This window comes from Kosakonia sp. N21, from assembly GCF_050587465.1.
Classification (GTDB): Bacteria; Pseudomonadota; Gammaproteobacteria; order Enterobacterales; family Enterobacteriaceae.
In genome coordinates this window covers 1-23,409 of record NZ_JBOBHR010000009.1, presented here as the reverse complement: position 1 = coordinate 23,409, position 23,409 = coordinate 1, and the positions used below count along the sequence as shown (strand labels likewise).

Sequence of the window (23,409 nt, the reverse complement as noted above, 5' to 3'; positions counted from 1 at the left end):
GGCGAATGCGGGTCGATGTAAAACTTTGCTCACTCCAGGTGAGGAGTTCGTGTATACTCCCCACCCTTATGAAAGTCCCTTTCAAAAAGGGCGGAGGTGCTTTACAAAGCAACAGTAGTTGCAGTAAAATTCCGCACCATTTTGAAATAAGCTGGCGTGAACGCCAGCGGCAAACCGATTTAATCAAAGGTGAGAGGCACATGCCGGTAATTAAAGTACGTGAAAACGAGCCGTTCGACGTAGCTCTGCGTCGCTTCAAGCGTTCCTGCGAGAAAGCAGGTGTTCTGGCGGAAGTTCGTCGTCGTGAATTCTATGAAAAACCGACTACCGAACGTAAACGCGCTAAAGCATCCGCTGTGAAACGTCACGCGAAGAAACTGGCTCGCGAAAACGCACGCCGTACTCGTCTGTACTAATCTGTTGAGGGCGCATCGCCCTCAATTGCAGACCGAGTTGTAGTTGTAAGGCCGTGCTTCCGAAAGGAATGCGCGGCTTATTTTCGTTTATAAGCTGACATATTCTACGGATTTCCGGTTGCGTCGCAGCGGCCTGAAAGACAACGAATATAAATAAACGGGGCCTATGGCTGGACGAATCCCACGTGTTTTTATCAATGACCTGCTGGCGCGCACCGACATCGTCGATCTCATCGACGCGCGTGTAAAGCTGAAAAAGCAGGGCAAGAACTACCACGCGTGCTGTCCATTCCATAACGAAAAAACCCCCTCTTTCACCGTAAATGGTGAAAAACAGTTTTACCACTGCTTTGGTTGCGGCGCGCACGGTAACGCTCTCGACTTCTTAATGAACTACGACAAGCTCGAGTTCGTCGAAAGCGTCGAAGAACTGGCGGCCATGCACAACCTTGAAGTGCCTTTCGAAGCAGGTAGCGGGCCAAGTCTGATTGAGCGCCATCAACGGCAAACGCTCTATCAACTGATGGACGGCCTGAACGCATTTTATCAGCAATCTCTGACGCAACCTGCCGCTGAACCTGCGCGCCAGTATCTACAAAAGCGTGGTTTGAGCAGCGACATTATTGCGCGGTTCGCTATTGGTTACGCGCCACCCGGCTGGGACAACGTGTTAAAGCGTTTTGGCGGCAACAGCGAAAACCGCAAATCGCTGATCGACGCAGGCATGCTGGTAACGAACGATCAGGGACGCAGTTACGATCGCTTTCGCGAGCGGGCCATGTTCCCCATCCGCGATAAGCGTGGCCGGGTGATTGGGTTTGGCGGGCGCGTATTAGGTAATGATACGCCCAAGTACCTGAACTCACCGGAAACCGATATTTTTCATAAAGGTCGCCAGCTGTATGGCCTGTATGAAGCGCAGCAGGATAACGATGAACCGCAACGACTGTTAGTCGTCGAAGGCTATATGGACGTGGTGGCGCTGGCGCAGTACGGCATCAACTACGCGGTAGCCTCGCTGGGAACGTCAACAACGGCGGATCATATCCAGCTGCTGTTCAGGGTGACGAAAAACGTCATCTGCTGTTACGACGGCGACCGTGCAGGTCGCGATGCCGCATGGCGAGCGCTGGAAACGGCGCTGCCGTATATGAGCGACGGTCGCCAGCTACGTTTTATGTTTTTGCCGGACGGTGAAGATCCGGACACGCTGGTGCGTAAAGAAGGTAAAGAGGCGTTCGAAGCGCGGATGGAGCAGGCTCAGCCGCTCTCCACGTTTCTGTTTAACAGCCTGTTGCCGCAGGCGGATTTAACCACGCCGGACGGTACAACGCAGCTGGCCGCGCTGGCGCTGCCGTTAATCAACCAGGTGCCGGGCGAAACATTGCGCATCCAGTTGCGCCAGATGCTGGGTAATAAGATTGGTATTTTCGATGATGCACAGCTTGATCGATTAATGCCAAAACAGGCGGAAAACAGCGTGGTCCGCCCCGCTCCCCAGCTAAAACGCACAACCATGCGTATACTGATAGGGTTATTGATCCAGAACCCGGAGCTGGCGCCAGCGGTGCCGCCACTAACAGGTCTGGATCAATCCAGACTACCTGGGCTTGGCTTATTTGCAGAACTGGTCAACACTTGTTTGTCACAGCCAGGGCTGACCACCGGGCAGTTGTTGGAGCATTACCGCGGCACAAAAGAGGCCGCAACCCTTGAAAAATTGTCAATGTGGGACGATATAGCAGATAAGGACATTGCGGAAAAAACGTTCACCGACGCACTCAATCATATGCTTGATTCGATGCTTGAACGGCGACAAGAAGAGTTGATAGCTCGTGATCGCACACACGGTTTAAGCAGCGAAGAACGCCGGGAGCTCTGGCAGTTAAACCAGGAACTGGCGAAAAAATGAATTCAACGGCTTAAGTGCCGATAATCGTTCGGGTAGACCCCGACAGCCGCGATGAGGGCCAGCGGCAAAAATATAAATACACCCTCGCGTTAAATGTTGGCGGTTTATTTCGCCGACCGACACCAACCCTCATGAATTTAAGTGTGGATACCGTCTTATGGAGCAAAACCCGCAGTCACAGCTGAAGCTTCTTGTCACCCGTGGTAAGGAGCAAGGCTATCTGACCTATGCCGAGGTCAATGACCATCTGCCGGAAGATATCGTCGACTCCGATCAGATCGAAGACATCATCCAAATGATCAACGATATGGGCATCCAGGTGATGGAAGAAGCACCGGATGCCGATGATCTGTTGCTGGCTGAAAACTCCAACAACACCGACGAAGATGCGGAAGAAGCTGCTGCGCAGGTACTTTCCAGCGTTGAGTCTGAAATCGGGCGGACAACCGACCCGGTGCGCATGTACATGCGCGAAATGGGTACCGTTGAACTGCTGACCCGCGAAGGTGAAATCGACATCGCCAAACGTATCGAAGACGGGATTAATCAGGTTCAGTGCTCCGTTGCCGAGTACCCGGAAGCCATTACTTACCTGCTGGAACAATACGACCGCGTTGAAGCAGAACAAGCGCGTCTGTCTGACCTGATCACCGGCTTCGTCGATCCCAATGCGGAAGAAGACATGGCGCCTACGGCGACCCACGTCGGTTCTGAACTCTCCAGCGAAGAGATGGACGACGATGACGATGATGAAGACGAAGAAGACAGCGACGATAACAGCGATGACGACAACAGCATCGACCCTGAGCTGGCGCGCGAGAAATTCGGCGAACTGCGTACCCAGTACGAACTGACCCGCGACACCATCAAAGCGAAAGGCCGCAGCCACGCTGCCGCTCAGGAAGAGATCCTGAAGCTGTCTGAAGTGTTCAAACAGTTCCGTCTGGTACCGAAACAGTTCGACTACCTGGTTAACAGCATGCGCACCATGATGGATCGCGTGCGTACCCAGGAACGTATCATCATGAAGCTGTGCGTTGAGCAGTGCAAAATGCCGAAAAAGAACTTCATTACGTTGTTCACCGGCAATGAAACCAGCGAAACCTGGTTCAACGCTGCGTTGGCCATGAACAAACCGTGGTCGGAAAAACTGCACGAAGTGACCGAAGAAGTACAACGCGCACTGCTGAAGCTGCAGCAGATCGAAGAAGAAACCGGCCTGACCATCGAGCAGGTAAAAGACATCAACCGTCGCATGTCCATCGGCGAAGCGAAAGCCCGCCGTGCGAAGAAAGAGATGGTGGAAGCGAACCTGCGTCTGGTTATTTCTATCGCCAAGAAATACACCAACCGCGGTCTGCAATTCCTCGATCTGATTCAGGAAGGCAACATCGGTCTGATGAAAGCGGTAGACAAGTTTGAATACCGCCGCGGCTATAAGTTCTCCACCTATGCAACCTGGTGGATCCGTCAGGCGATCACCCGTTCCATCGCGGATCAGGCGCGCACCATCCGTATTCCGGTGCATATGATTGAGACCATCAACAAGCTCAACCGTATCTCCCGCCAGATGCTGCAGGAAATGGGGCGTGAACCGACGCCGGAAGAGCTGGCTGAGCGCATGCTGATGCCGGAAGACAAAATCCGTAAAGTGCTGAAAATCGCTAAAGAGCCCATCTCCATGGAAACACCGATTGGTGATGATGAAGATTCGCATCTGGGTGATTTCATCGAGGATACCACCCTCGAGCTGCCGCTGGACTCTGCCACCACCGAGAGCCTGCGCGCTGCCACACACGATGTTCTGGCTGGCCTGACCGCCCGTGAAGCGAAAGTCCTGCGTATGCGCTTCGGTATTGATATGAATACCGACCACACGCTGGAAGAAGTGGGTAAACAGTTCGACGTTACCCGTGAACGTATCCGTCAGATCGAAGCGAAAGCGCTGCGCAAACTGCGCCACCCGAGCCGTTCTGAAGTACTGCGTAGCTTCCTCGACGATTAAGTCGTTATGCCGTAATGCTAAAAGGCTTCCAGCGATGGAAGCCTTTTTTGTTTCCCCTCACCGTATTAAAGCCCGCGCGTGACCAGCGCCTCATCCAGTTCCCGGTAAGATTGCACCAGTTTGTCCAGCGTTGCGCGGTTGAGTCCGCTGGGGTTCGGCAGCACCCACACCTGCGTGACACCAATGGTGATAGCCTGTTTGCCCCAGGGCGCGCCGCGCACGCTGAATGCCTGCTCAAAGGCTTTTTTTCCGAGGATCGCTAACGCAGCGGGTTGATGATCTTCGATCTTCTTGATCAACTCTCTGCCACCGCTACGCAGTTCATGAAGATCCACTTCGCTTGCCTGCACGGTCGGGCGTTCAACCAGCATGGTGATACCGCAGCGAGTATCAAGCAGATGCCGTTCATCTTCCGGGCGCAGCAAGGTATCGGTAAAGCCCGCCTGATGGATCACTTTCCAGAAGCGATTCCCCGGATGAGCAAAGTGAAAACCGGTATGGGCGGAAGACTTGCCAGGGTTGATACCGCAAAACACCACCCGCAACCCCGGCTCCAGAATATCGTGGATCATACCCACCTCCTGATGAATGCAGTAAAAGCCAGTATAAGGGATTGAAAATAGGTTGTTTATAAAAACATCAGCCAGGCGATTCCCGCTGGATTGCGTGGGTAAGTTACTTTATAATTCCCCGCCACGGCCCCTTAGCTCAGTGGTTAGAGCAGGCGACTCATAATCGCTTGGTCGCTGGTTCAAGTCCAGCAGGGGCCACCAAATAAAACAAGGGGTTACGTGAAAGCGTAACCCTTTTTTCTTTTCCTGTGGCAGCAAGGTGGCGACAGAAACGAGGAGAGAACTTAGTCTACTATGGAGGAGTAGCTTCCATTCCGACGGTAATTGTAGTGGGTCGCGATTAAGTATCAGTTAAGGCATGCCCGCTTTTTACGCCACCACAACTGTCTAAGCGTTTGGCATCTATCCCTACGTTTCCACCCGGGTGAGTTTACCCATGTGACTGGCAATCATCACATTACGTCCGACACCTTTGGCCTCATAAAGGGCTATATCGGCCTGTTTTAGCATCTTATCGTAATCATTTTCACATTCATTTAATGAGGTAACACCGCCTGAAATTGTGATTTTTCCTGCCAGGGGAAAAACAAATTCATAAATAGCTAACCGAATTCGCTCAGCAATTTTGCAAGCTTCACTAAGGCTCGAATTCGGCAGAAAAACTATAAATTCCTCCCCACCCATACGCCCGACAATATCAAAATCTCTGCAAGATGATTTAATTATGTCAGCAGCGTGGCACAGAACTGTATCACCGGTATCATGACCATATACATCGTTTATTTTTTTAAAATGATCTATATCCAGCAAAATCACACAGTACTTATTATCTTCCAGGTGATCTTTTATAGCTGCATCAAATCCCCGGCGATTGTAAAGTCCGGTTAATGGATCAGTCTTTGCCTCATTACTGAGCATGGCAAGGTGATTTGTAGTCTGTGACATATTATTATGTATTGATTTTTTTAACCTATCAGCCTCTTGATACCATGCATTTATTTCCTGAATTTTTTTCAACGCGGCAAGGTTATCCTCAAGCCGGGTTAACACAGAAAGCATCTCCAGAGGCTGTGATATCCTTGCGGATACCAGGGCAACGCTTATCCCCGCAATAATTATTATTAATAAAATGAACCATGCAGAATCTATTACCATACTACGAAGTATGTTGGAAACAGTCTCAGATGAACCAGAAATTAAAACACTCCATCCAGTATTTTTTATATTTGCAAAACCAACAAGATATTCTTTATTGTTTTTATCAATTCTAAAGCTACCTTTCTGGGTTTCCCTTAGTTTATTTCTGATATCTACCGGAAGGCTTATATTAGTACCAACCAAATCCGGGTTCTTATTAAAGACAATATTGCCATCAGCACTGACAATATTTACATCAGTATCATCACTATAGAAATGATTACTCAGTATACGGCTAAGTATACTTTGTTTTTTTAAATAAATCGTCCCACCGACATATCCTATATAATCTTTATTATCGGAGAAAACAGGTGCGGAGATAAACACGACATAATTACCAGAAGCACCAATATACGGCTCTGATATAAATGTTTTTTTTACTTTAAGAGCCTGAACACTGCCGCGAGAGTTAAGTTTAATGCCAACTAATTTCAGGCTTTCCGGTGAGGTTGCCTTAACCACAGCCTGCGGATTCACTACTATGACTGAATTAAAAAAGCCGGATTGCAAACGCAGACGGTCAACCTCATGCCGCAGGTTTTCAAGATCGTTCAGGTTATGGATTAGCGACGCGCTCCATTCAAGCTCTTTTTGCGCTATATCAAGATACAGGTCTGTTGTGTCAGCCAGCTTGCTTGCATATGCGATGTTCCCATCAAGAAGACTGTTCTCAATATTTCCCTTCTGGAAAAGCATAAGGGCACTTAAGAGCACGATGGACGAAATGATGATCCCTCCGACAGAAAGGCGCAGCAGAAGTGTCCGAATTTTAATTTTCCTGAAGCTCATAGACTGTCCATCCCTCGGTTTATCGCCTCCTGAGGTAATTCAGGATAACGATTAGTGTGGCAATATGGGAAAGCTCACTTTTCAAGTATAAATTCATACCTGCAGTTAGTAATGACGCCACCGTTAAAAGTGGCCATGCGAAACTACTTATTCTGTCGTTGTCAGTAAGAGATGCAAAAGGTCAGATGCAGGAAGTCTGGAAACAAGACAACTTTAACACGCCTTCATATACCCTACAGGCGGGTGAGTGTATTCCTGTCAACTACCGTTTCAAGAGAGACGAAGAATACAGTGTTACCGTCATTACTGCACAGCCAGCAGACAAAGTTGCAACCAGGCGGCTTTGGTCAAGAAATTTTAAACTCAATGATCTCGCGCCGAAGTGATTTCGGCGCATCATAAATCTCCGCCATTTCCCCTCTCCCTATCGTTGCCCAACCTTGCCATAAGGACAATAAACTCCCCGCGTTATAGAAGAAAAATATAAGTAAAAAATCCAGTCAAATTATAGCCCTGCGGATTTGCTATTTACGGGTCCAGCTCCTAATCTTCCATCATCGGGACAGTTGACGAATTATTGGACCAGGCGAGCACAGACGCGAAGGTAGCTGTTCACAATGGGGAGATGATGACGTGAATTTCCAGCCCAGATATGCAAGTAGCGAGTCTCCGGATCCGGTTCAGGCAGTGGCCGAGTTTGCTGAACAGATCGGTCATGACGAAATCGAAACCATTATTTTCTTCTGCTCTCCGGATTATGATCTGGAAGCACTAGGCCGGGCATTAAAAAGCACCTTCTCCTGCCCCTGCATCGGTTGTACTTCCTCAGGTCACATTGGCACAGAAGGTTTCCAGCACTCCGGGCTGCTGGGGCTTGGATTGGGCGGTGGTTTTCGCGCCCGCACTTTTATGATCCACCCGCTGGTTGAATACACTGCCGTCATCACCGACATCGCCGAAACCATTCATCGCGACAGCCAGGAGAGACCCAACCTGCACCGTTTCGGCCTGCTGCTGGTCGATGGTCTTTCAATGGCCGAAGAGCGCCTTGTCGCGAACCTGTATCAGCAGATAGGCAATGTTCCTATCGTCGGGGGGTCCGCAGGCGACGATTTACGTTTCGAAAAAAGCTACGTCTACGATGGTAACGGACACTTCGTTTCCGATGCCGCCGTTTTTGCCGTTATCGAAACCAGCTCTCCGGTCGCCACCTTTAAGATCCAGCATTTCGAACCCAGCGACGTGGAACTGATTATCACCGAGGCTGACGCCGAGAAACGGCTCATCTTTGAAATTAATGGCGAGCCTGCCGCGCAGATTTATGCCGAATCTCTTGGTCTTACTGTCGATGAATTAACGCCAACGGTCTTCTCCCGCAACCCGCTGGTGCTCTCTTTCGGCGACGAGCCTTACGTTCGATCGATTCAGAAAATGAACGACGATCTCTCGCTTACCTGCTATTGCGCCATTGAAGAAGGACTGATCGTATCGATCGGCATCGCCGAGGATCCGATCCAGACCTTTAGCCAGGCCTTTGACAAAGTGCGTGAAATCATCCCGGAACCCGCGGTCATCATCGGCTGTGATTGCATCCTGCGCCGTCTCCAGTTCGAAAAAGAGGGTCTTGAGCAACAGATCGGCGAAATTATGGTGCAGAACAAGGTGGTAGGGTTCTCAACCTACGGCGAGCAATATAACGGCCTGCACGTAAACCAGACATTTACAGGTGTTGCCATTGGAGGTTAACCATTATGTCCGCCTTTCCCGAAGCCTCCCAGACCGGCCTTTCCCTCGCGGATTATGAGCGCAAGCTCATCGCCCGGGATAAGACCATCGACGTCCTGAAACGCCGCATCGCACAAGAAGCCCGACACAGCCACGCCACGCCGTTCGCCATTCTGGAGCAGAATGTGGGGCTGGAAAAAGTGGTCGCCCGTAAGACAATGGAGCTGGAAAGCGAGCGACACGAACTGGAAAAGGCGCTGGCTGAGTTACGCATTACCCAAACGCAGTTGCTTCAGGCGCAAAAAATGGAGTCCATCGGCCAGCTTGCCGCCGGTATCGCCCATGAAATCAACACGCCGACCCAGTATGTCTCCGACAATGTCGGCTTTGTTAAAAGTGCGAATGCTACGCTGTTAACGCTGCTTGATGCGGCTCTTGCGCTGGCCGAGGTCGCGCGCGGGAAACTGGCCGATGAGCCCGCGATGGCGGAATTTGACGCGACGCTCAAGCGCACAAAGTTAGACTTTTTGCGCCGCCAGATCCCAGGCGCGCTGGACGAATCACTCGAAGGCCTCGGCCATATCGCCAGGATCGTCGCCGCCATGAAAGAGTTCTCACACCCGTCGCAAAATGTGAAGGAACGGGTGGATATACGCGAAGTCATCAATACCACGGTGACCGTGGCCCGCAACGAATGGAAGTACGTTGCCGATCTTGAAACCCATTTCAGCGACGATTTACCACAGCTTCCCTGCCTGCGCGATATGGTTGGCCAGGCTATTCTCAACCTGGTGGTCAACGCCGCGCACGCTATTGCGGACACGCTGAAGGAAGGCGTTAAAGAGAAAGGCCGCATCACTATTTCTGCGCAACAGAACGGTGACTATCTGGAAATCCGCGTCAACGACGATGGCAGCGGTGTCCCGGCGGCAATCCGTGACCGCATTTTCGATCCCTTTTTTACCACTAAAGCCGTGGGAAAAGGGACAGGACAAGGGCTGGCGATTGTCTACTCAACGGTGGTGGACAAGCACGACGGACAGATCCGCTGTGAGTCGCAAGAGGGCGTCGGCTCAACGTTTATCCTGCTGTTTCCGCTACGCAGCAACAAGGAGGATGATCCGGCATGCAAGTGATGTTCGTGGATGACGAAAGCAGGGTGCTGTCGGGTATTGAGCGGGCCATCATGATGCACGATGCCGACTGGGAGTGTCGCTTCGCCACCAGCGGCCCTGAAGCGCTGGCGATGCTGGAAGAGACCCCGGCGGACGTGGTGGTGTCCGATATGCGCATGCCTTTTATGGACGGCGCAGAGTTACTGGCTCAGGTGCGCGATCGCTGGCCTGGCACAATACGCATGATCCTCTCCGGCTACTCCGAACCAGACGCCACCCGGCGTATGCTGGAAGTCGCTCACCGGTTTGTGGCAAAACCCTGCGACAGCGCAACGTTGCTCACGATGATCGGCAGCGCCCTGACGTTACGCGATATGTTTAAAGATCCCGCTGTCCTTGGGATGGTTGGACGGATTAATCAGCTACCCGCCTCGCCAAAAGTATTCACCGAAGTCTGCCAACTGATTGCCAGCCCCGCCAGCGATACCCGGCAGATCGCGGAACGTCTGGCCAGCGATCCTGCGCTGAGCGCCAAAATCATGCAGCTTGCCAATTCCGCGTGGTTCAGTCGGGGAGGGAAAATTCATGATATTGGCAGCGCCATTACCCATCTGGGACTGGAACAGGTAAAACTGCTGGTGCTGGCCTCCCAGTTTTTTGCCGATGCGAAAGTCGATCCCTACGTTGAACAGCTGCAACACAGCGCCCTTCTCGCCTCCAAACTGGCCGAGCGGATCGCCGGGCATCAGGGGCTGGAACCCACCGCGGCGCTGCTGGCCAACATTGCATTGCTGATCCCGGAAATGCGAGAGGACGGCGGCGAAACAACGCTCACGCGCGATAACACTCCCATGCGATCCGCTGTGGGCGCTTACCTGCTGGCGCTATGGGGCTTACCCATGGACATTGTGGAGATCGTGGCGGGCCACGCTCAACCTTCCCGTTCCGCGAACGGCGTTTTTGACGCGATCGGTATCGTGCACGTTGCGGTCGCACTTGCCAATAACACCCTGCCGGATCGGGATTATCTCGAACAGACAGGCATGCTGAACCAGCTACCTTTATGGCAGCAAATGCTTACCACCCTACAGGACACGCCTCATGACTGATACCGCCTTACCCCGGGTGCTGTGCGTCGACGATGAACCCAATGTACTCGCAGCGATGGAACGAAATCTGTTTGGCGAATTTGACGTGGTCGTCGCGCCGAGTGGGGAAGCGGGCCTGGATGCGATTCGCTGGGGAGAACGTTTTGCCGTGATCATGTCAGACATGCGCATGCCCAACATGGACGGCGCAACATTTCTGGCCAAAGCGCGGGAGCTCTCTCCCGATAGCGTGCGGCTCCTGCTCACCGGGCAAGCCGATGTCACCTCATCCATTGCGGCCATCAATAAAGGAGCCATTTTCCGCTACCTTTGTAAGCCCTGCCCGAAAGAGGAGCTGATTGCGGCACTCAACGACGCTGTCCGCCAGTATCGTCTCGTCTGCGCAGAAAAAGAGTTGCTGGCCACCACCCTCACCGCCTCGGTGAAAACGCTAACGGAAGTGCTCGCCATGGTGGCGCCCTGGGCGTTCCAGCGCGCAGCCTTCGCCCAATCCTGCGTCCGTCACGCATTGCCAAAACTGGAGTGGCACGATGAGTGGATCTACACCATCGCCGCCTCATTAAGCCAAATCGGTTGTGTCGGCATTCCCGCCGACATCGTGCAGGCCGATGCGGCCCAGCGCAAAATCTCGGAAGAAGAGAGAAAACTGTTGGTGGGGCATCCGGAAGTTGCCGCCCGCCTGGTTGCAAATATCCCGCGTCTTGAACTGGTGGCCGAAATCATTCGTCATCAGGCGAAAGAACCCGCGCCCAATGTGCCCCTCGAAGTGTTGCGCGGTTCGCATTTGCTGCGCGCGGCCCTTGAGCTGGAACGCCATGCCGCACGCGGATGGAGCCTGGAGCGCCCGTGGGAGATCCTGCGCGCCGTAAGCCCGGCATTGCCGGACTACATCATTAAATCCCTCTCGGATTTCCGTACCAATGTCACCGGCGTACGCTCTGCACGCATTCGCGAACTGATGCCCGGCTGGGTGGTGGATGAAGATATCCGCACCACGAATGGTTTGATGGTGCTGACAAAAGGGCATGAACTCACCGACACCGCTATCTCTGCCCTTCAGCGACTGCTTAGCGCAGAAGCCATTAAAGAGCCGATTCGGGTACGCGGGTTGCCGGACAGCTCAACGCCTGGTTAATGTTATGCCGCGTTCGGCAGATAAGGGCGCGGTCTTACTGGCAGCGGAAAACGTTCCGCTGCGCGGTAATCATCTGCCCCGCCATAACGCAACTTTTTACGCATTTCGCATGGAATAGACACCGTAAACGCAATTTTCACAGAAAGACTACGCATTGAAAGGGGTCGCATGTAATATGGTGCCGGGCTATTGCGAGTTTCATCGTCGTGGTCCAGATCTGATGAACAACTCCCATTAACAGACTCATTACGCGCTTTGACGAAACGCCATGAACAAACCTATAAAACGGCTTGAAATCATCAAATACGCCATTGAACTGGAGGATGACGGGATCATCCATAGTCAGCTTCCTTCACTCAAAGCTGAAGTCACGGACCCGGAATTAGCCTTCATTGTCCAGGCGCTTGAAGCGAAAAACTACAGTGATGCGATGCGCGCTATCACGGAGTGGCTGCAAAATCAGCGCTCGGTGATCGCCTGGTCAGACCCGCAGGTGTCCGCCAGCAAACTCGAGTTGAAAGCGCTGGAAGAACAATTGCGGGAGCTGATTGATAAACGTAATGCCCGCATCCAGTTGCTGGATGACTTCAACGACCTGTACATGACTCGCCTTGGGCCACTGATGTCGCAGATCCTGAACTTGCGCAAAATCCTCGCCGAAGCCGCCGTCCGCCGTCAGGAAGCCGAAGCGCGCCGTCGTGAAGCGGATTATCAGCGTTGCCAGAAATACCTGTCGCAGGCGGTCAATGTTCTGGTCATGCTGACCCAGCGCTGGGAAAGCATGCCGCCCCACTCCATACAAGCCGCTGAAGCGCGTAAACATTTACAGCAGCAAAACGACCTGATCGCCTCTTTGCTTGCCGAAGCGCTGGAGCTGGAAAGCGGCCTCACGCGTGAAGACGAACCGACCCGCCATGCCCGTGACGAGGCGCGCCAGGAGTACGAAAACCATCAGGAACAGCAGCACGACGCCGAGAAGCGCTTCAGTTTTGAACAAAAAATGACGGAAGACGAGCGCACTGAACTGAAACGGCTGTGGCGCCAGGCAAGTAAACTCTGCCACCCGGATCTGGTGGATAATGAGCTGAAAAACGAGGCCCACGGCATGATGGTGCAGCTGAACCAGGCGCGTGAGCGTGGCGATCTGAGCGCCATTCGCTCTTTACTGACCCGCCTGCAACAAGGCTTTGACCCACTGATGGCCAGCGATCGTTTAAACGATCTGCAACGTTTGCGTCAGCGCGTCGTCGAGGTGAAACAACATATCGCAACGCTGATTGAGGAACTCGCGGCGTTGGAAAAAGAGGAAACCTGGCAGCTGGTGTCAACGCTCGGCGATCAGGAAACCTACTTCCGCCAGCAGGAAAAAGCACTGGCGGAACTGCGTCAGACGCTGGAGCAGCAAGTCAGCGAAGCGGAGTACGACGAAGTCGCCTGAAGGCAGTAAGCCCGGTCACCCACCGGGCCTGCTCGCTACTTCTTGTGCCAGTACGCCTGTGCACGCACCAATTGCTGATCAATACCGTTACCCTCAAAGCGGCTCATCAGCGATTTCACCACCTCACCCTCCCCGGTCAGCCAGATAAAGTAGTCCTCCGCCGGTACCGTCAAGGCCGCCAGTTTGTCAGCAATCGCCTGCGGGTTATGGCCAATCACCCACTGGATATCAAAACCGCTCAGATGCGCCAGGTAATCCTGATACGCCACATCATGAATAGTGACCACCGCCATGACGTTCGGGCGCACAGCAAGCTGGCTTATCCCTTCCAGGCGGCGGCGCAGAGCCGGCATACCGGACTCATCGCACACATAGAGCTGCCAGGCATAATCTTCCGGCACCACCAGCGAACCGCGCGGCCCGCCAATGGTCAGCTTATCGCCGACCTGCGCATTCAGCGCCCACTGACTTGCCACTCCGCCATCATGGATATAGAAATCCAGCAGCAGCTCGTGGCGTTCGGCATCATACAGCGGCGTATAGTCGCGGGTAGCCGGACGCGGCCCGTCGCCCCAGACAATGCCTTCATCCGTCACAACAGGTGGCACAAACGATGTGCCCGGCTGCGGGAAAAAAACTTTGGTGTGATCGTCAAATCCGCGGGAGGAAAACCCCTCCAGTTGCTCGCCGCCCAGCACAACACGCTGGAAGCCGACGCCCGGGCGCTCTACGCGCAGAACGGTTAATTCACGAAAGCGCAGCTCATTGCGTACGCGCTGCGGGTAGCGTTGTGGGTTAGTAGTCATAATCGGCCTTCGTAGCGTTGAATACGATATATCTAAATGTTGTGCAAATGATAATGATTGTTGATTAGAAAGAAGGCAAGCGCTTTTATGATATAGACAAAACAAAGCGCACAGTTCGTTAAAGAGATAAATTATTATTTTATTTATCAATATATTATAAAAATACCTGTTTTATACATTGTCTGAAAAGTAATTTTAGATATAAATTAGATATATCAAATTACAGGAGAAGAGTATGCGGCATCATCACGGTAGCGGTGACGACGGGCATCACCACGGCGGCGGGCGTCGCCAGCGCTTTTTTGGTCATGGCGAATTACGGCTGGTTATTCTGCACCTGCTGACGCACAACGCCAGCCACGGTTATGAGTTGATTAAAGAGATTGAAACCCTGACGCAGGGCAACTATACGCCAAGCCCAGGCGTTATCTATCCAACGCTGGATTTTTTGCAGGATCAGCAACTGATCGTCATCAGTGATGAAGAGAGCGGGCGTCGGAAAATAGCCATTACCGCAGAGGGGCTGCGCTGGCTGGAAGAAAATCAGTCACAACTGGCGCAGATTCAGGAGCGCATTAAAGCCCGTAATGTGGGCTACCAGTTACGCCGAAACCCACAGATGAAACGCGCGCTGGAGAATTTCAAAGCGGTACTGGATTTACGTGTCAATCAGGGGGAAATCAGCGCCACGCAGCTAAAGCAGATCATTGGCATTATCGACCGCGCAGCGCTGGATATTTCGCAACTGGATTAAGCCGACGCGGGCATATCGCGCAGACGGAACACCTGTACCAGCTCATGCAGGTGCAGTGCCTGTTCGTTCAGTGCCGCCGCTGCCGCAACGGACTCTTCCACCAGGCTGGAGTTCTGCTGGGTGGTGGAGTCAATCAGCCCGATAGCGCTGTTGATCTGCGAAATGCCGTCGGTTTGCTCCCGGCTCGCCTGGCCAATCTCGCGCAGGATCACATCCATCTCTTCAACGTTCGTCACCATGCCGTTGATCAATGCACTGGCTTTTTCCACCAGCGACATCCCCTCGCGGGTCTGGCTGGCTGAACTTTCGATCAGATGACGGATCTCGTTCGCCGATGACGCGCTTTTCTGCGCCAGTTGACGGACTTCGCCCGCCACCACCGCAAAGCCGCGACCATGCTCACCCGCCCGCGCCGCTTCTACCGCCGCGTTAAGCGCCAGGATATTGGTCTGGAACGCAATGGAATCGATCAGGTTGATAATGTCGGACATGCGGTTAGACGTGTCGTTAATGACGCGCATCTTTTCCGTCACCTGCTTCATCATCTCGCCATTGTTTTTCACTACCGTTGCCGCACCCGCAGAGAGCTGCGACGCTTCGGAAGTATGATCGGCGGTGTTTTTCACCGTTGCCGTGATCTGTTCCATCGAGGCGGCCGTTTGCTCAACGGAGCTGGCCTGCTCTTCGGTTCTTGCCGCCAGGTCCTGGTTACCCGCCACGATCTGCGCGGCTGCGCTGGAAATGCTTTCAGAGCCGTTTTGCACCTGATGGACAATCTCAACCAGGCGGTTTTTCATTTCCATCAATGCACGCAGCAGAATGCCGGTTTCGTCGCGATGGCGAGCGTCAATGGTGCGGGTTAAATCCCCATCGGCAATCGCTTCGGCAAACCCTACCGCCTCGCCCAGCGGACGGGTGATCATACGCACGATATACCAGCCCATCAGGCTTCCCATACCGATGCTAAATACCGCGAGCAGGATCAGCATTAAGCGGTTGGCGCTGAAGTCATTCTGTACCTGAGCGCCCGCCGCGCGGATCTGCTTGTCCTGTATGGCAATCAACGCCATCACTTTCTCTTTATAGGCGTTTTGAATTCTGACCGTATTGGTCATCATCTCTTCAATCGCCGCCGCGCGGTCGTTTTTCTTCACGGCATCAAGTATACGGAAGCGGGAATCGAGATACTGCTGACGTACGGTGCGGATATCCGTAAGGGCTTTTTGTGATTCGCGGTCCGGCAGGTTTTTCGACAGGTCTTCAAGGAGGGTGGTAATGTGACTGCTGATGTCGGCGAGCTGTTTCTGCGTTTCCGTCGTCCATCGGCCATCATTGTCGAGCAACATCATTTGCTGGGTGTTGACGAAGGCGTTGAAATTATCGATCAAATCGTTCGCTTTGACAGTGGTGGGATAGTCATTATGAACGATCTCTTGCATGCCATTATTTGCACGATTCAGGCTGAGTAGTGAAAGGCAGGAACTTACTACCATCAACACAATAAAAAAGCCGAATGCCAGAAATAATTTCGTGCCGATTTTTACGTCATGTAAAAACATATATTCTCCATGGGATTGATTATTTTGCTGAGTAAATCGCACGCCCCTAATCGAAAAGGCGAACTTAAGTCCCTGGTGCGTATAAAAAGAGAGCAACCACCTAACGTTATCGGTAACCGAAACGCTAACTTTATGAGTTTGATCGTTTTTTTAATTACTTATTGTATAAACTGATAGTTACAGGCGATTAATACCCCTGTATCGATCGTTATATGTACGGGAAGATTGATCTGAGCAATGTATTTACTACAACTTAACCAAGTTTAATTAATAATTAAATTACAGCCTCTGAAGTTTATTAATGCTTCACAATTCAAATCATATTTAATAATAATTTAACAAAGAACGAATAAGGCCATTACATAATAAAACTTACTTTTGCTATGGTTATAGATAAAAAAACCGCCAGAATATCGCCTGGCGGTTTTTAATTCGTTTACAGGCGTTAATGCAATACGGAAACGGCATCCTGTAAACGCCCGGCGCGATGCTGCACCATCGCCGACACTGTCGCACTCTCTTCAACTAACCCGGCGTTCTGTTGGGTAATGGCATCCAGTTCGGAGACCGCACGCGTCAGTTCGGAAAGCCCCGCCGCCTGCTCGGATGCCGACTGGCTGATTTGCCCGATCAGTGCCGTCACGTTCTGCACCTGGCTCACAATATCGTCCATGCTCTGGCCTGCGGCATGTACCTGATCGTAACCAGACTGGACTTTGCTGGCGCTGGCGTCGATAAGCTTGCGAATATCATTGGCTGCATTAGCACTGCGGCTGGCCAGGTGACGAACCTCTCCGGCGACAACAGCAAACCCTTTGCCCTGCTCCCCGGCGCGTGCAGCCTCGACCGCCGCGTTCAACGCCAGGATATTGGTCTGGAAAGCGATGTCATTAATCAGCGCAGTGATTGAACCAATACGCTGAGTACTGTTGGCTATCTCATCCATGGTTTTCACCACCGTCTCCATCACTTTTCCGCCGTGCGACGCCGCACTGCTGGCGGAACTGGAGAGCTGATCTGCCGCCGACGCGGTTTGCGAACTGGTCTGCACCGATGCCGCCATCTGGCTCATGGTCGCCACGGTTTGCTGTACATTGTCGACCGTCGCGCGGGTACGCGCATTTAAATCATCGTTGCCTTTGGCCAGCGTTTCACTGCCTTTGCGCACGCTGTTGACCTGGCTGGAGACATCATGGATCAACCAACGGCACATTAGCCCCAGTTGCCCGACCGCACGTAACGCAAGCCCCAGTTCATCGCTACGGTTGAGCGGTTGTACGCTGTTACGCTCCCCGGTCGCCACGCTCAGCGCCTGGCGAGCAACGTTTTCCGCCGGGCGAACGATTTGCCACTCAAATGCCAGCCCGCCCGCCAGCATCGCCAGTGTACTGACTATCAACGCCAGCGCACTGCTATCGGCCAGCCACAACCCCATCAGTTGCGCAGCCCAGGCGCACACCATCACGCTGCGGGCGCGCCAACGGAGCGGCATGGCGCGCAGGCTTCCCCACCACCTTTTGCTCACCACCAGCCCCTTATGGAGCCGCTTATTACAGCGTCCTTCATTTAATGCGTTGTACAGCGGTTCAACGGCGGCAATCTCGTCGTCCGTCGCCCGGGTGCGAATCGACATGTACCCGGTAAGTTGCCCGTCGCGCACCATCGGGATCGCGTTGGCGCGCACCCAATAATGGTCGCCATTTTTACGCCGGTTTTTAACGATGCCGCTCCAGGGTTCACCCTGCTTGAGCGTGTACCACATATCGGCAAACGCGGCTTTGGGCATATCCGGGTGACGAACCAGGTTGTGTGGCTGCCCCTGTAACGCTTCCAGAGGGTATCCACTGGCCTGAACAAACGCGTCATTCGCGTGGGTAATGTAGCTGTGCACGTCGGTTGTCGACATAAGGGTGATGTCGTCATCCAGCGGAAACGCCCGTTGGCTGACATAAAGCGGAGAAGGCATGGTGGCATCCTTGGCAGGTTATGTGACTGTTAAAATTATTGCGAATGTTATTTCGGCGATAATGAATTTATCTTTAGTTGTTAAATTTGATTTAGATCGCAATTCGCACTAAAACCGTATTTTTTGTATGCCCTGTAAGCCGCTGATTTTAATAATTTCAGTATGAAATCACGTAATAATACTCAACTGTCATGCCCCATTAGCGGGCATTTTTTGCACCACCATAGCGCACAATCCGCATAATCCCCTCACTATCGTTCAAATTTTAATCATGTTAATAGCGTTATTTCAGCGAAACGGGACGATTAAATCTTGCACACTCCTGTCTTGCCCTGGTGTTTATCCCGATTTTTGTAACCCGAGCCGAAGTGGCGTAATCCCTGCAATACTTAAATCGGTATCATGTGATACGCGAGCCCCTGGAGCACATTTTGAACAGGTTACCTTCCAGCGCATCGGCTTTAGCGTGCAGCGCTCACGCATTAAATCTCATTGAGAAGCGAACGCTTGATCATGAGGAGATGAAAGCATTAAACCGAGAGGTGGTGGACTACTTTAAAGAGCATGTTAATCCGGGGTTTTTAGAGTATCGAAAATCTGTTACCGCCGGCGGGGATTACGGAGCCGTAGAATGGCAAGCGAGCAGTTTGAATACGCTTGTCGACACCCAGGGACAGGAGTATTTAGATTGCCTGGGTGGTTTTGGAATATTCAATGTGGGGCACCGTAATCCAGTTGTGGTTTCCGCCGTACAGAATCAACTCGCCAAACAACCTCTGCACAGCCAGGAGCTTCTCGACCCACTACGGGCGATGCTGGCAAAAACGCTGGCGGCGCTCGCCCCTGGCAAACTGAAATACAGCTTCTTTAGCAACAGCGGGACGGAGTCCGTCGAAGCGGCGCTAAAACTTGCCAAAGCGTACCAGTCACCGCGCGGCAAATTCACCTTTGTCGCCACCAGCGGTGCGTTCCACGGCAAGTCGTTAGGGGCGCTCTCTGCGACGGCGAAATCAACCTTCCGCAAACCCTTTATGCCGCTGCTGCCGGGCTTCCGTCATGTCCCCTTTGGCGATATCGAGGCCATGCGCACGCTGCTGAGTGAATGCCATAAAACAGGCGACGACGTTGCCGCCGTGATCCTGGAACCCATTCAGGGCGAAGGTGGGGTCATTCTGCCGCCACAAGGCTATCTGCCTGCTGTGCGTAAGCTGTGCGACGAATTTGGCGCACTGCTGATCTTCGACGAAGTGCAAACCGGGATGGGACGTACCGGCAAAATGTTCGCCTGCGAGCATGAAAATGTGCAGCCGGACATTCTGTGCCTCGCCAAAGCGCTGGGCGGCGGTGTGATGCCGATTGGCGCGACCATCGCCACGCAGGAGGTATTCTCCGTTCTGTTTGATAACCCCTTCCTGCATACCACCACCTTTGGCGGTAACCCGCTGGCCTGTGCGGCTGCGCTGGCAACCATCAATGTGCTGCTGGAAGAGAACCTGCCTGCGCAGGCTGAACAGAAGGGCGACATCCTGCTGGATGGCTTCAGGGCGCTGGGACGCAAGTATCCCGATCTGGTGCAGGATGCGCGCGGTCGCGGGATGCTGATGGCGATCGAGTTTGTGGATAACGAAACGGGCTACAACTTTGCCAGTGAGATGTTCCGCCAGCGGGTACTGGTTGCCGGGACGCTCAATAACGCGAAAACCATTCGCATAGAACCGCCGCTGACGCTGACAATGGAACAGTGTGAGCAGGTGCTGAAAGCCGCGGGTAACGCGCTGGAAGCACTGCGGGTCACCGTCGAACAGGCGTAATCGTTCCCCCTCTCCCGATGGGGAGGGGGAATGCCGTCAGGCTGGCATCACGCCAATAAAGCTGCGTTTTTTACGCGGCTCAGACATCAGCTCCTCCAGTTTTTCCACACAGGCCAGATAGTGCGGTGTCTTCTTATGGGCAAGCACGGCGGCATCATCCTGATAAGCCTCATAAATAAAAAAGCGGGTTTTCACTTTTGGATCCTGCAACACATCGAAACGCAGATTTCCCGGCTCACGGATGGCGCCTTCATGGTTAGCGCGAAACACCTGCAAAAACTCCTCCACCCGATCGGGTTTAATGTTGATCTCCACCAGCGTTACATTCATGGTTGCTCTCCTTGTTTTTCGTCCAGCCAGAACTGGTACGCCTCGTGGGCGCGCATATTTTCATGCACCACTTTTTTCACCGCTTTCAGCATCGCCAGCGGCGCGCTGGACTGGAAGATATTTCTCCCCATGTCCACGCCGGATGCGCCCTGGTCAATGGCGCGGAAACACATCTCCAGCGCCTGCTGCTCCGGCAGCTTTTTCCCCCCGGCGATGACAATCGGCACCGGGCAGCTCGCGGTGACTTTCTCAAATCCCTGCTCCACAAAATAGGTCTTCACAAACTGAGCGCCCATCTCGGCGGCAATGCGGCTGGCAAGGGCAAAATAGCGGGCATCGCGGGTCATCTCTTTGCCAACGCCCGTTACGGCAAGTGTCGGGATACCGTAGCGATTGCCCGCATCCACCAGCGTGATGATATTGCTGATCGATTGATGCTCATATTCACTGCCAATGTAGACCTGCGCGGCGACAGCGCAGACATTCAAACGCAGGGCATCCTCCATGGCCACCGCCACACACTCACGGGATAACTCCGCAAGGATCGAGTTGCCACCCGACGCGCGCAAGACCACCGGTTTATTGGTGGCGGGCGGCACCACGCTGCGCAAAATGCCGCGTGTACACATCAGCACATCGGTTTCACCGAACAGCGGCGCAATAGACAAATCAATGCGTTCCAGCCCGGTGGTCGGCCCCTGGAAATAGCCATGGTCAAATGCGAGCATGACTGTGCGATTGCTCGCCGGGTTAAATATCCGCGCCAGCCGCGACTGCATCCCCCAGTCCAGCGCCCCACACCCTTTCAGCGCAAAAGGGACGTTATGCTGCGGTGTGTCGAGGCCAAAATCTTTACCGTCTTTGATGTCATCTAAATCCGCCATCATCTCCCCCGCCAGAAGCTGTGATTGAGTCATTGATTTTGTGATTGAAGATTGTTCAAAAGCGTAGGCGGTGAACTATATTTACGACCGTACGAGGATCACAGTTTTATCTCTGATGCCGCACGAGGGGGAAAAACCCATGAGTTATCTATTAGCGTTAGATGCAGGAACCGGCAGCATTCGTGCGGTGATCTTCGACTTATCCGGGCGGCAGATAGCGGTGGGCCAGGCCGAGTGGAAACACCTGAGCCTCGAAAACGTGCCCGGCTCAATGGAGTTCGATCTCCATGCCAACTGGCAGCTTGCCTGCCAGTGCATCCGACAGGCGCTGGCGAATGCCGGCCTGCGCGGAGAAGATATCCAGTCTGTCGCCTGCTGCTCCATGCGCGAAGGCATTGTGCTCTACGATCGCAATGGTGACGCGCTCTGGGCCTGCGCCAACGTTGATGCCCGCGCCAGTCGTGAAGTCGCTGAACTGAAAGAGATCCACGACGATCGCTTCGAAGCCGAGGTGTATGAAGTCTCCGGTCAGACACTGGCGCTCAGCGCCATGCCGCGCCTGCTCTGGCTGGCGCATAACCGCCCGGATATCTACCGTAACACCGCGACCATTTCGATGATCAGCGACTGGCTGGCTTCCCGCCTTTCCGGCTGGCTGGCGGTGGATCCTTCCAATGCCGGCACCACCGGCCTGCTCGATCTGTTCACCCGCGACTGGCACCCCGAGCTGCTGGATATCGCCGGACTGCGCGCGGATTTTCTCTCTCCGGTAAAAGAGACCGGCAGCCTGCTTGGCGAGGTAACGTATGAGGCTGCGCAGGAGAGCGGCCTGCGCGAAGGCACGCCGGTAGTGATGGGCGGCGGTGATGTACAACTGGGTTGCCTCGGGCTTGGCGTGGTACATGCCGGGCAGGCCGCCGTGCTGGGCGGAACATTCTGGCAACAGGTGGTGAACTTGCCGCAGGTGCGTATCGACCCGGAGATGAATATTCGCGTCAATCCGCATGTGATTCCCGGCATGGCGCAGGCGGAGTCGATCAGCTTCTTCACCGGCCTGACCATGCGCTGGTTCCGCGATGCCTTCTGTGCAGAGGAAAAATTGATCGCTGAACGGCTGGGCGTCGATGCTTACACCCTGCTGGAAGAGATGGCCAGCCGGGTACCGGCAGGCTCGTGGGGCGTGATGCCGATCTTCTCTGATGCCATGCACTTTAAGCAGTGGTACCACGCTGCGCCGTCGTTTATTAACCTCTCGATCGACCCGGAAAAATGCAACAAAGCCACCCTGTTTCGCGCGCTGGAAGAGAATGCCGCTATCGTTTCCGCCTGTAATCTGGCGCAAATCTCGCGTTTTTCCGGCGTACGCTTCGACAACCTGGTGTTTGCCGGCGGCGGCGCAAAAGGGGCGCTGTGGGGGCAAATTTTAAGTGACGTCACCGGCTTACCGGTACGTGTCCCGGTGGTGAAAGAGGCTACCGCGCTGGGTTGCGCCATTGCCGCAGGCGTGGGTGCCGGGCTGTATGATGACCTGGCGACCACCGGCGAACGGCTGGTAGCGTGGAGCCATGAATATACCCCTGACCCGCAGCACCGCGAACTCTACGACACCATGATGCAGAAGTGGCAAAAGATCTATGCCGATCAGCTTGGTCTGGTAGAGCGCGGGCTGACGACTTCCATGTGGACAGCGCCAGGGCTGACAACCCGGGCGTAATTTTTACCCCCTCACCCCGGCCCTCTCCCCAAAGGGGAGAGGGAGAAAATCATCCTCACCTGTCTCCAGGTGGGAAGATAACATCCCCTCACCCCGGCCCTCTCCACAAAGGGGAGAGGGAGAAAATCATCCTCACCTGTCTCCAGGTGGGAAGATAACATCCCCTCCCCCC

The 23,409-nt window shown here is 53.6% G+C and carries 19 protein-coding genes and 1 tRNA gene; 13 read left to right on the top strand and 7 right to left on the bottom strand.

The window, feature by feature from the left end; translation table 11 throughout:
• The first annotated feature begins 200 nt into the window (after positions 1 to 200).
• From rpsU to rpoD, 3 genes are all read left to right on the top strand, one after another.
• The gene (gene rpsU, locus ACQ3G7_RS19620) at positions 201 to 416 is read left to right on the top strand and encodes a 30S ribosomal protein S21 (protein WP_001144069.1); all 216 of its coding nucleotides are present in this window, start codon (positions 201 to 203) and stop codon (positions 414 to 416) included.
• 166 nt (positions 417 to 582) lie between these two features.
• Positions 583 to 2,328 carry a DNA primase gene (dnaG, locus tag ACQ3G7_RS19615; protein ID WP_263099234.1) on the top strand — a complete coding sequence of 582 codons (1,746 nt, stop codon included), beginning with the start codon at positions 583 to 585 and terminating at the stop codon, positions 2,326 to 2,328.
• 157 nt (positions 2,329 to 2,485) lie between these two features.
• Positions 2,486 to 4,333 carry an RNA polymerase sigma factor RpoD gene (rpoD, locus tag ACQ3G7_RS19610; RefSeq protein WP_263099233.1) on the top strand — a complete coding sequence of 616 codons (1,848 nt, stop codon included), beginning with the start codon at positions 2,486 to 2,488 and terminating at the stop codon, positions 4,331 to 4,333.
• Positions 4,334 to 4,398: 65 nt separating this feature from the next.
• Here rpoD and mug read toward each other — a convergent pair whose 3' ends face one another.
• On the bottom strand, positions 4,399 to 4,905 hold the full coding sequence (gene mug, locus ACQ3G7_RS19605; RefSeq protein WP_263099232.1) for a G/U mismatch-specific DNA glycosylase: 507 nt from the start codon (positions 4,903 to 4,905) through the stop codon (positions 4,399 to 4,401).
• Between the two features lie 125 nt (positions 4,906 to 5,030).
• On the opposite strand from mug, the gene ACQ3G7_RS19600 reads away from it, so the two are divergent.
• Positions 5,031 to 5,106: transfer RNA gene (locus tag ACQ3G7_RS19600), tRNA-Ile, on the top strand.
• Between the two features lie 207 nt (positions 5,107 to 5,313).
• On the opposite strand, the gene ACQ3G7_RS19595 is transcribed toward ACQ3G7_RS19600, so the two are convergent.
• A complete protein-coding gene (locus ACQ3G7_RS19595; protein ID WP_430891409.1) occupies positions 5,314 to 6,891 on the bottom strand; it encodes a sensor domain-containing diguanylate cyclase in 1,578 nt (525 codons plus the stop codon).
• Positions 6,892 to 6,947: 56 nt separating this feature from the next.
• On the opposite strand from ACQ3G7_RS19595, the gene ACQ3G7_RS19590 reads away from it, so the two are divergent.
• The 6 genes from ACQ3G7_RS19590 (at position 6,948) to ACQ3G7_RS19565 (ending at position 13,413) form a co-directional block, all read left to right on the top strand.
• Positions 6,948 to 7,277 carry a putative T6SS immunity periplasmic lipoprotein gene (locus tag ACQ3G7_RS19590; RefSeq protein WP_430891407.1) on the top strand — a complete coding sequence of 110 codons (330 nt, stop codon included), beginning with the start codon at positions 6,948 to 6,950 and terminating at the stop codon, positions 7,275 to 7,277.
• 247 nt (positions 7,278 to 7,524) lie between these two features.
• Positions 7,525 to 8,637 (top strand): FIST N-terminal domain-containing protein, encoded by a 1,113-nt coding sequence (locus ACQ3G7_RS19585; RefSeq protein ID WP_430891405.1) that lies wholly within the window; start codon positions 7,525 to 7,527, stop codon positions 8,635 to 8,637.
• A 5-nt stretch (positions 8,638 to 8,642) separates the two neighbouring features.
• Positions 8,643 to 9,752: a sensor histidine kinase gene (locus tag ACQ3G7_RS19580; protein WP_263099228.1), complete on the top strand. Its 1,110-nt coding sequence runs from the start codon at positions 8,643 to 8,645 to the stop codon at positions 9,750 to 9,752.
• Positions 9,743 to 10,840, top strand: coding sequence for an HDOD domain-containing protein (locus tag ACQ3G7_RS19575; protein WP_430891403.1), 1,098 nt, complete (start codon positions 9,743 to 9,745; stop codon positions 10,838 to 10,840). Before ACQ3G7_RS19580 ends, ACQ3G7_RS19575 begins: the two co-directional genes overlap by 10 nt.
• Entirely contained in the window at positions 10,833 to 11,975 is a 1,143-nt protein-coding gene (locus ACQ3G7_RS19570) for a response regulator (RefSeq protein ID WP_430891401.1), read from the top strand. Before ACQ3G7_RS19575 ends, ACQ3G7_RS19570 begins: the two co-directional genes overlap by 8 nt.
• Positions 11,976 to 12,243: 268 nt before the next feature.
• Positions 12,244 to 13,413, top strand: a complete 1,170-nt coding sequence (locus ACQ3G7_RS19565; protein ID WP_430891399.1) for a DNA repair protein — start codon at positions 12,244 to 12,246, stop codon at positions 13,411 to 13,413.
• A 35-nt stretch (positions 13,414 to 13,448) separates the two neighbouring features.
• Here ACQ3G7_RS19565 and ACQ3G7_RS19560 read toward each other — a convergent pair whose 3' ends face one another.
• The gene (locus ACQ3G7_RS19560; RefSeq protein WP_430891397.1) at positions 13,449 to 14,219 is read right to left on the bottom strand and encodes a siderophore-interacting protein; all 771 of its coding nucleotides are present in this window, start codon (positions 14,217 to 14,219) and stop codon (positions 13,449 to 13,451) included.
• A gap of 235 nt (positions 14,220 to 14,454) precedes the next feature.
• On the opposite strand from ACQ3G7_RS19560, the gene ACQ3G7_RS19555 reads away from it, so the two are divergent.
• Entirely contained in the window at positions 14,455 to 14,973 is a 519-nt protein-coding gene (locus ACQ3G7_RS19555; RefSeq protein WP_430891395.1) for a PadR family transcriptional regulator, read from the top strand.
• Here ACQ3G7_RS19555 and ACQ3G7_RS19550 read toward each other — a convergent pair.
• Entirely contained in the window at positions 14,970 to 16,532 is a 1,563-nt protein-coding gene (locus ACQ3G7_RS19550) for a methyl-accepting chemotaxis protein (RefSeq protein WP_430891392.1), read from the bottom strand. The two genes, ACQ3G7_RS19555 and ACQ3G7_RS19550, sit on opposite strands and share 4 nt — an antisense overlap.
• 445 nt (positions 16,533 to 16,977) lie before the next feature.
• Positions 16,978 to 18,498 (bottom strand): methyl-accepting chemotaxis protein, encoded by a 1,521-nt coding sequence (locus ACQ3G7_RS19545; RefSeq protein ID WP_430891390.1) that lies wholly within the window; start codon positions 18,496 to 18,498, stop codon positions 16,978 to 16,980.
• A 431-nt stretch (positions 18,499 to 18,929) separates the two neighbouring features.
• Here ACQ3G7_RS19545 and ygjG point away from each other — a divergent pair, with 431 nt between their 5' ends.
• Complete coding sequence (gene ygjG, locus ACQ3G7_RS19540; RefSeq protein ID WP_430891388.1) at positions 18,930 to 20,309, top strand: putrescine aminotransferase; 1,380 nt, start codon at positions 18,930 to 18,932, stop codon at positions 20,307 to 20,309.
• Positions 20,310 to 20,345: 36 nt separating this feature from the next.
• On the opposite strand, the gene lsrG is transcribed toward ygjG, so the two are convergent.
• Together lsrG and lsrF are read right to left on the bottom strand one after the other, a co-directional pair.
• On the bottom strand, positions 20,346 to 20,639 hold the full coding sequence (lsrG, locus tag ACQ3G7_RS19535) for a (4S)-4-hydroxy-5-phosphonooxypentane-2,3-dione isomerase (RefSeq protein WP_061493074.1): 294 nt from the start codon (positions 20,637 to 20,639) through the stop codon (positions 20,346 to 20,348).
• The gene (gene lsrF, locus ACQ3G7_RS19530; protein WP_263100826.1) at positions 20,636 to 21,523 is read right to left on the bottom strand and encodes a 3-hydroxy-5-phosphonooxypentane-2,4-dione thiolase; all 888 of its coding nucleotides are present in this window, start codon (positions 21,521 to 21,523) and stop codon (positions 20,636 to 20,638) included. Before lsrF ends, lsrG begins: the two co-directional genes overlap by 4 nt.
• A 139-nt stretch (positions 21,524 to 21,662) precedes the next feature.
• On the opposite strand from lsrF, the gene lsrK reads away from it, so the two are divergent.
• Complete coding sequence (gene lsrK, locus ACQ3G7_RS19525; RefSeq protein ID WP_430891386.1) at positions 21,663 to 23,237, top strand: autoinducer-2 kinase; 1,575 nt, start codon at positions 21,663 to 21,665, stop codon at positions 23,235 to 23,237.
• Positions 23,238 to 23,409: the final 172 nt, after the last annotated feature.

What these genes read in the sequence shown, in the direction of transcription:
- rpsU (WP_001144069.1), top strand. Translation starts at nt 201, where the DNA reads ATGCCGGTAATTAAAGTACGTGAAAACGAGCCGTTCGACGTAGCTCTG.
- dnaG (WP_263099234.1), top strand. Translation starts at nt 583, where the DNA reads ATGGCTGGACGAATCCCACGTGTTTTTATCAATGACCTGCTGGCGCGC.
- rpoD (WP_263099233.1), top strand. Translation starts at nt 2,486, where the DNA reads ATGGAGCAAAACCCGCAGTCACAGCTGAAGCTTCTTGTCACCCGTGGT.
- mug (WP_263099232.1), bottom strand. Translation starts at nt 4,905, where the DNA reads ATGATCCACGATATTCTGGAGCCGGGGTTGCGGGTGGTGTTTTGCGGT.
- ACQ3G7_RS19595 (WP_430891409.1), bottom strand. Translation starts at nt 6,891, where the DNA reads ATGAGCTTCAGGAAAATTAAAATTCGGACACTTCTGCTGCGCCTTTCT.
- ACQ3G7_RS19580 (WP_263099228.1), top strand. Translation starts at nt 8,643, where the DNA reads ATGTCCGCCTTTCCCGAAGCCTCCCAGACCGGCCTTTCCCTCGCGGAT.
- ACQ3G7_RS19575 (WP_430891403.1), top strand. Translation starts at nt 9,743, where the DNA reads ATGCAAGTGATGTTCGTGGATGACGAAAGCAGGGTGCTGTCGGGTATT.
- ACQ3G7_RS19570 (WP_430891401.1), top strand. Translation starts at nt 10,833, where the DNA reads ATGACTGATACCGCCTTACCCCGGGTGCTGTGCGTCGACGATGAACCC.
- ACQ3G7_RS19565 (WP_430891399.1), top strand. Translation starts at nt 12,244, where the DNA reads ATGAACAAACCTATAAAACGGCTTGAAATCATCAAATACGCCATTGAA.
- ACQ3G7_RS19560 (WP_430891397.1), bottom strand. Translation starts at nt 14,219, where the DNA reads ATGACTACTAACCCACAACGCTACCCGCAGCGCGTACGCAATGAGCTG.
- ACQ3G7_RS19555 (WP_430891395.1), top strand. Translation starts at nt 14,455, where the DNA reads ATGCGGCATCATCACGGTAGCGGTGACGACGGGCATCACCACGGCGGC.
- ACQ3G7_RS19550 (WP_430891392.1), bottom strand. Translation starts at nt 16,532, where the DNA reads ATGTTTTTACATGACGTAAAAATCGGCACGAAATTATTTCTGGCATTC.
- ACQ3G7_RS19545 (WP_430891390.1), bottom strand. Translation starts at nt 18,498, where the DNA reads ATGCCTTCTCCGCTTTATGTCAGCCAACGGGCGTTTCCGCTGGATGAC.
- lsrG (WP_061493074.1), bottom strand. Translation starts at nt 20,639, where the DNA reads ATGAATGTAACGCTGGTGGAGATCAACATTAAACCCGATCGGGTGGAG.
- lsrF (WP_263100826.1), bottom strand. Translation starts at nt 21,523, where the DNA reads ATGGCGGATTTAGATGACATCAAAGACGGTAAAGATTTTGGCCTCGAC.
- lsrK (WP_430891386.1), top strand. Translation starts at nt 21,663, where the DNA reads ATGAGTTATCTATTAGCGTTAGATGCAGGAACCGGCAGCATTCGTGCG.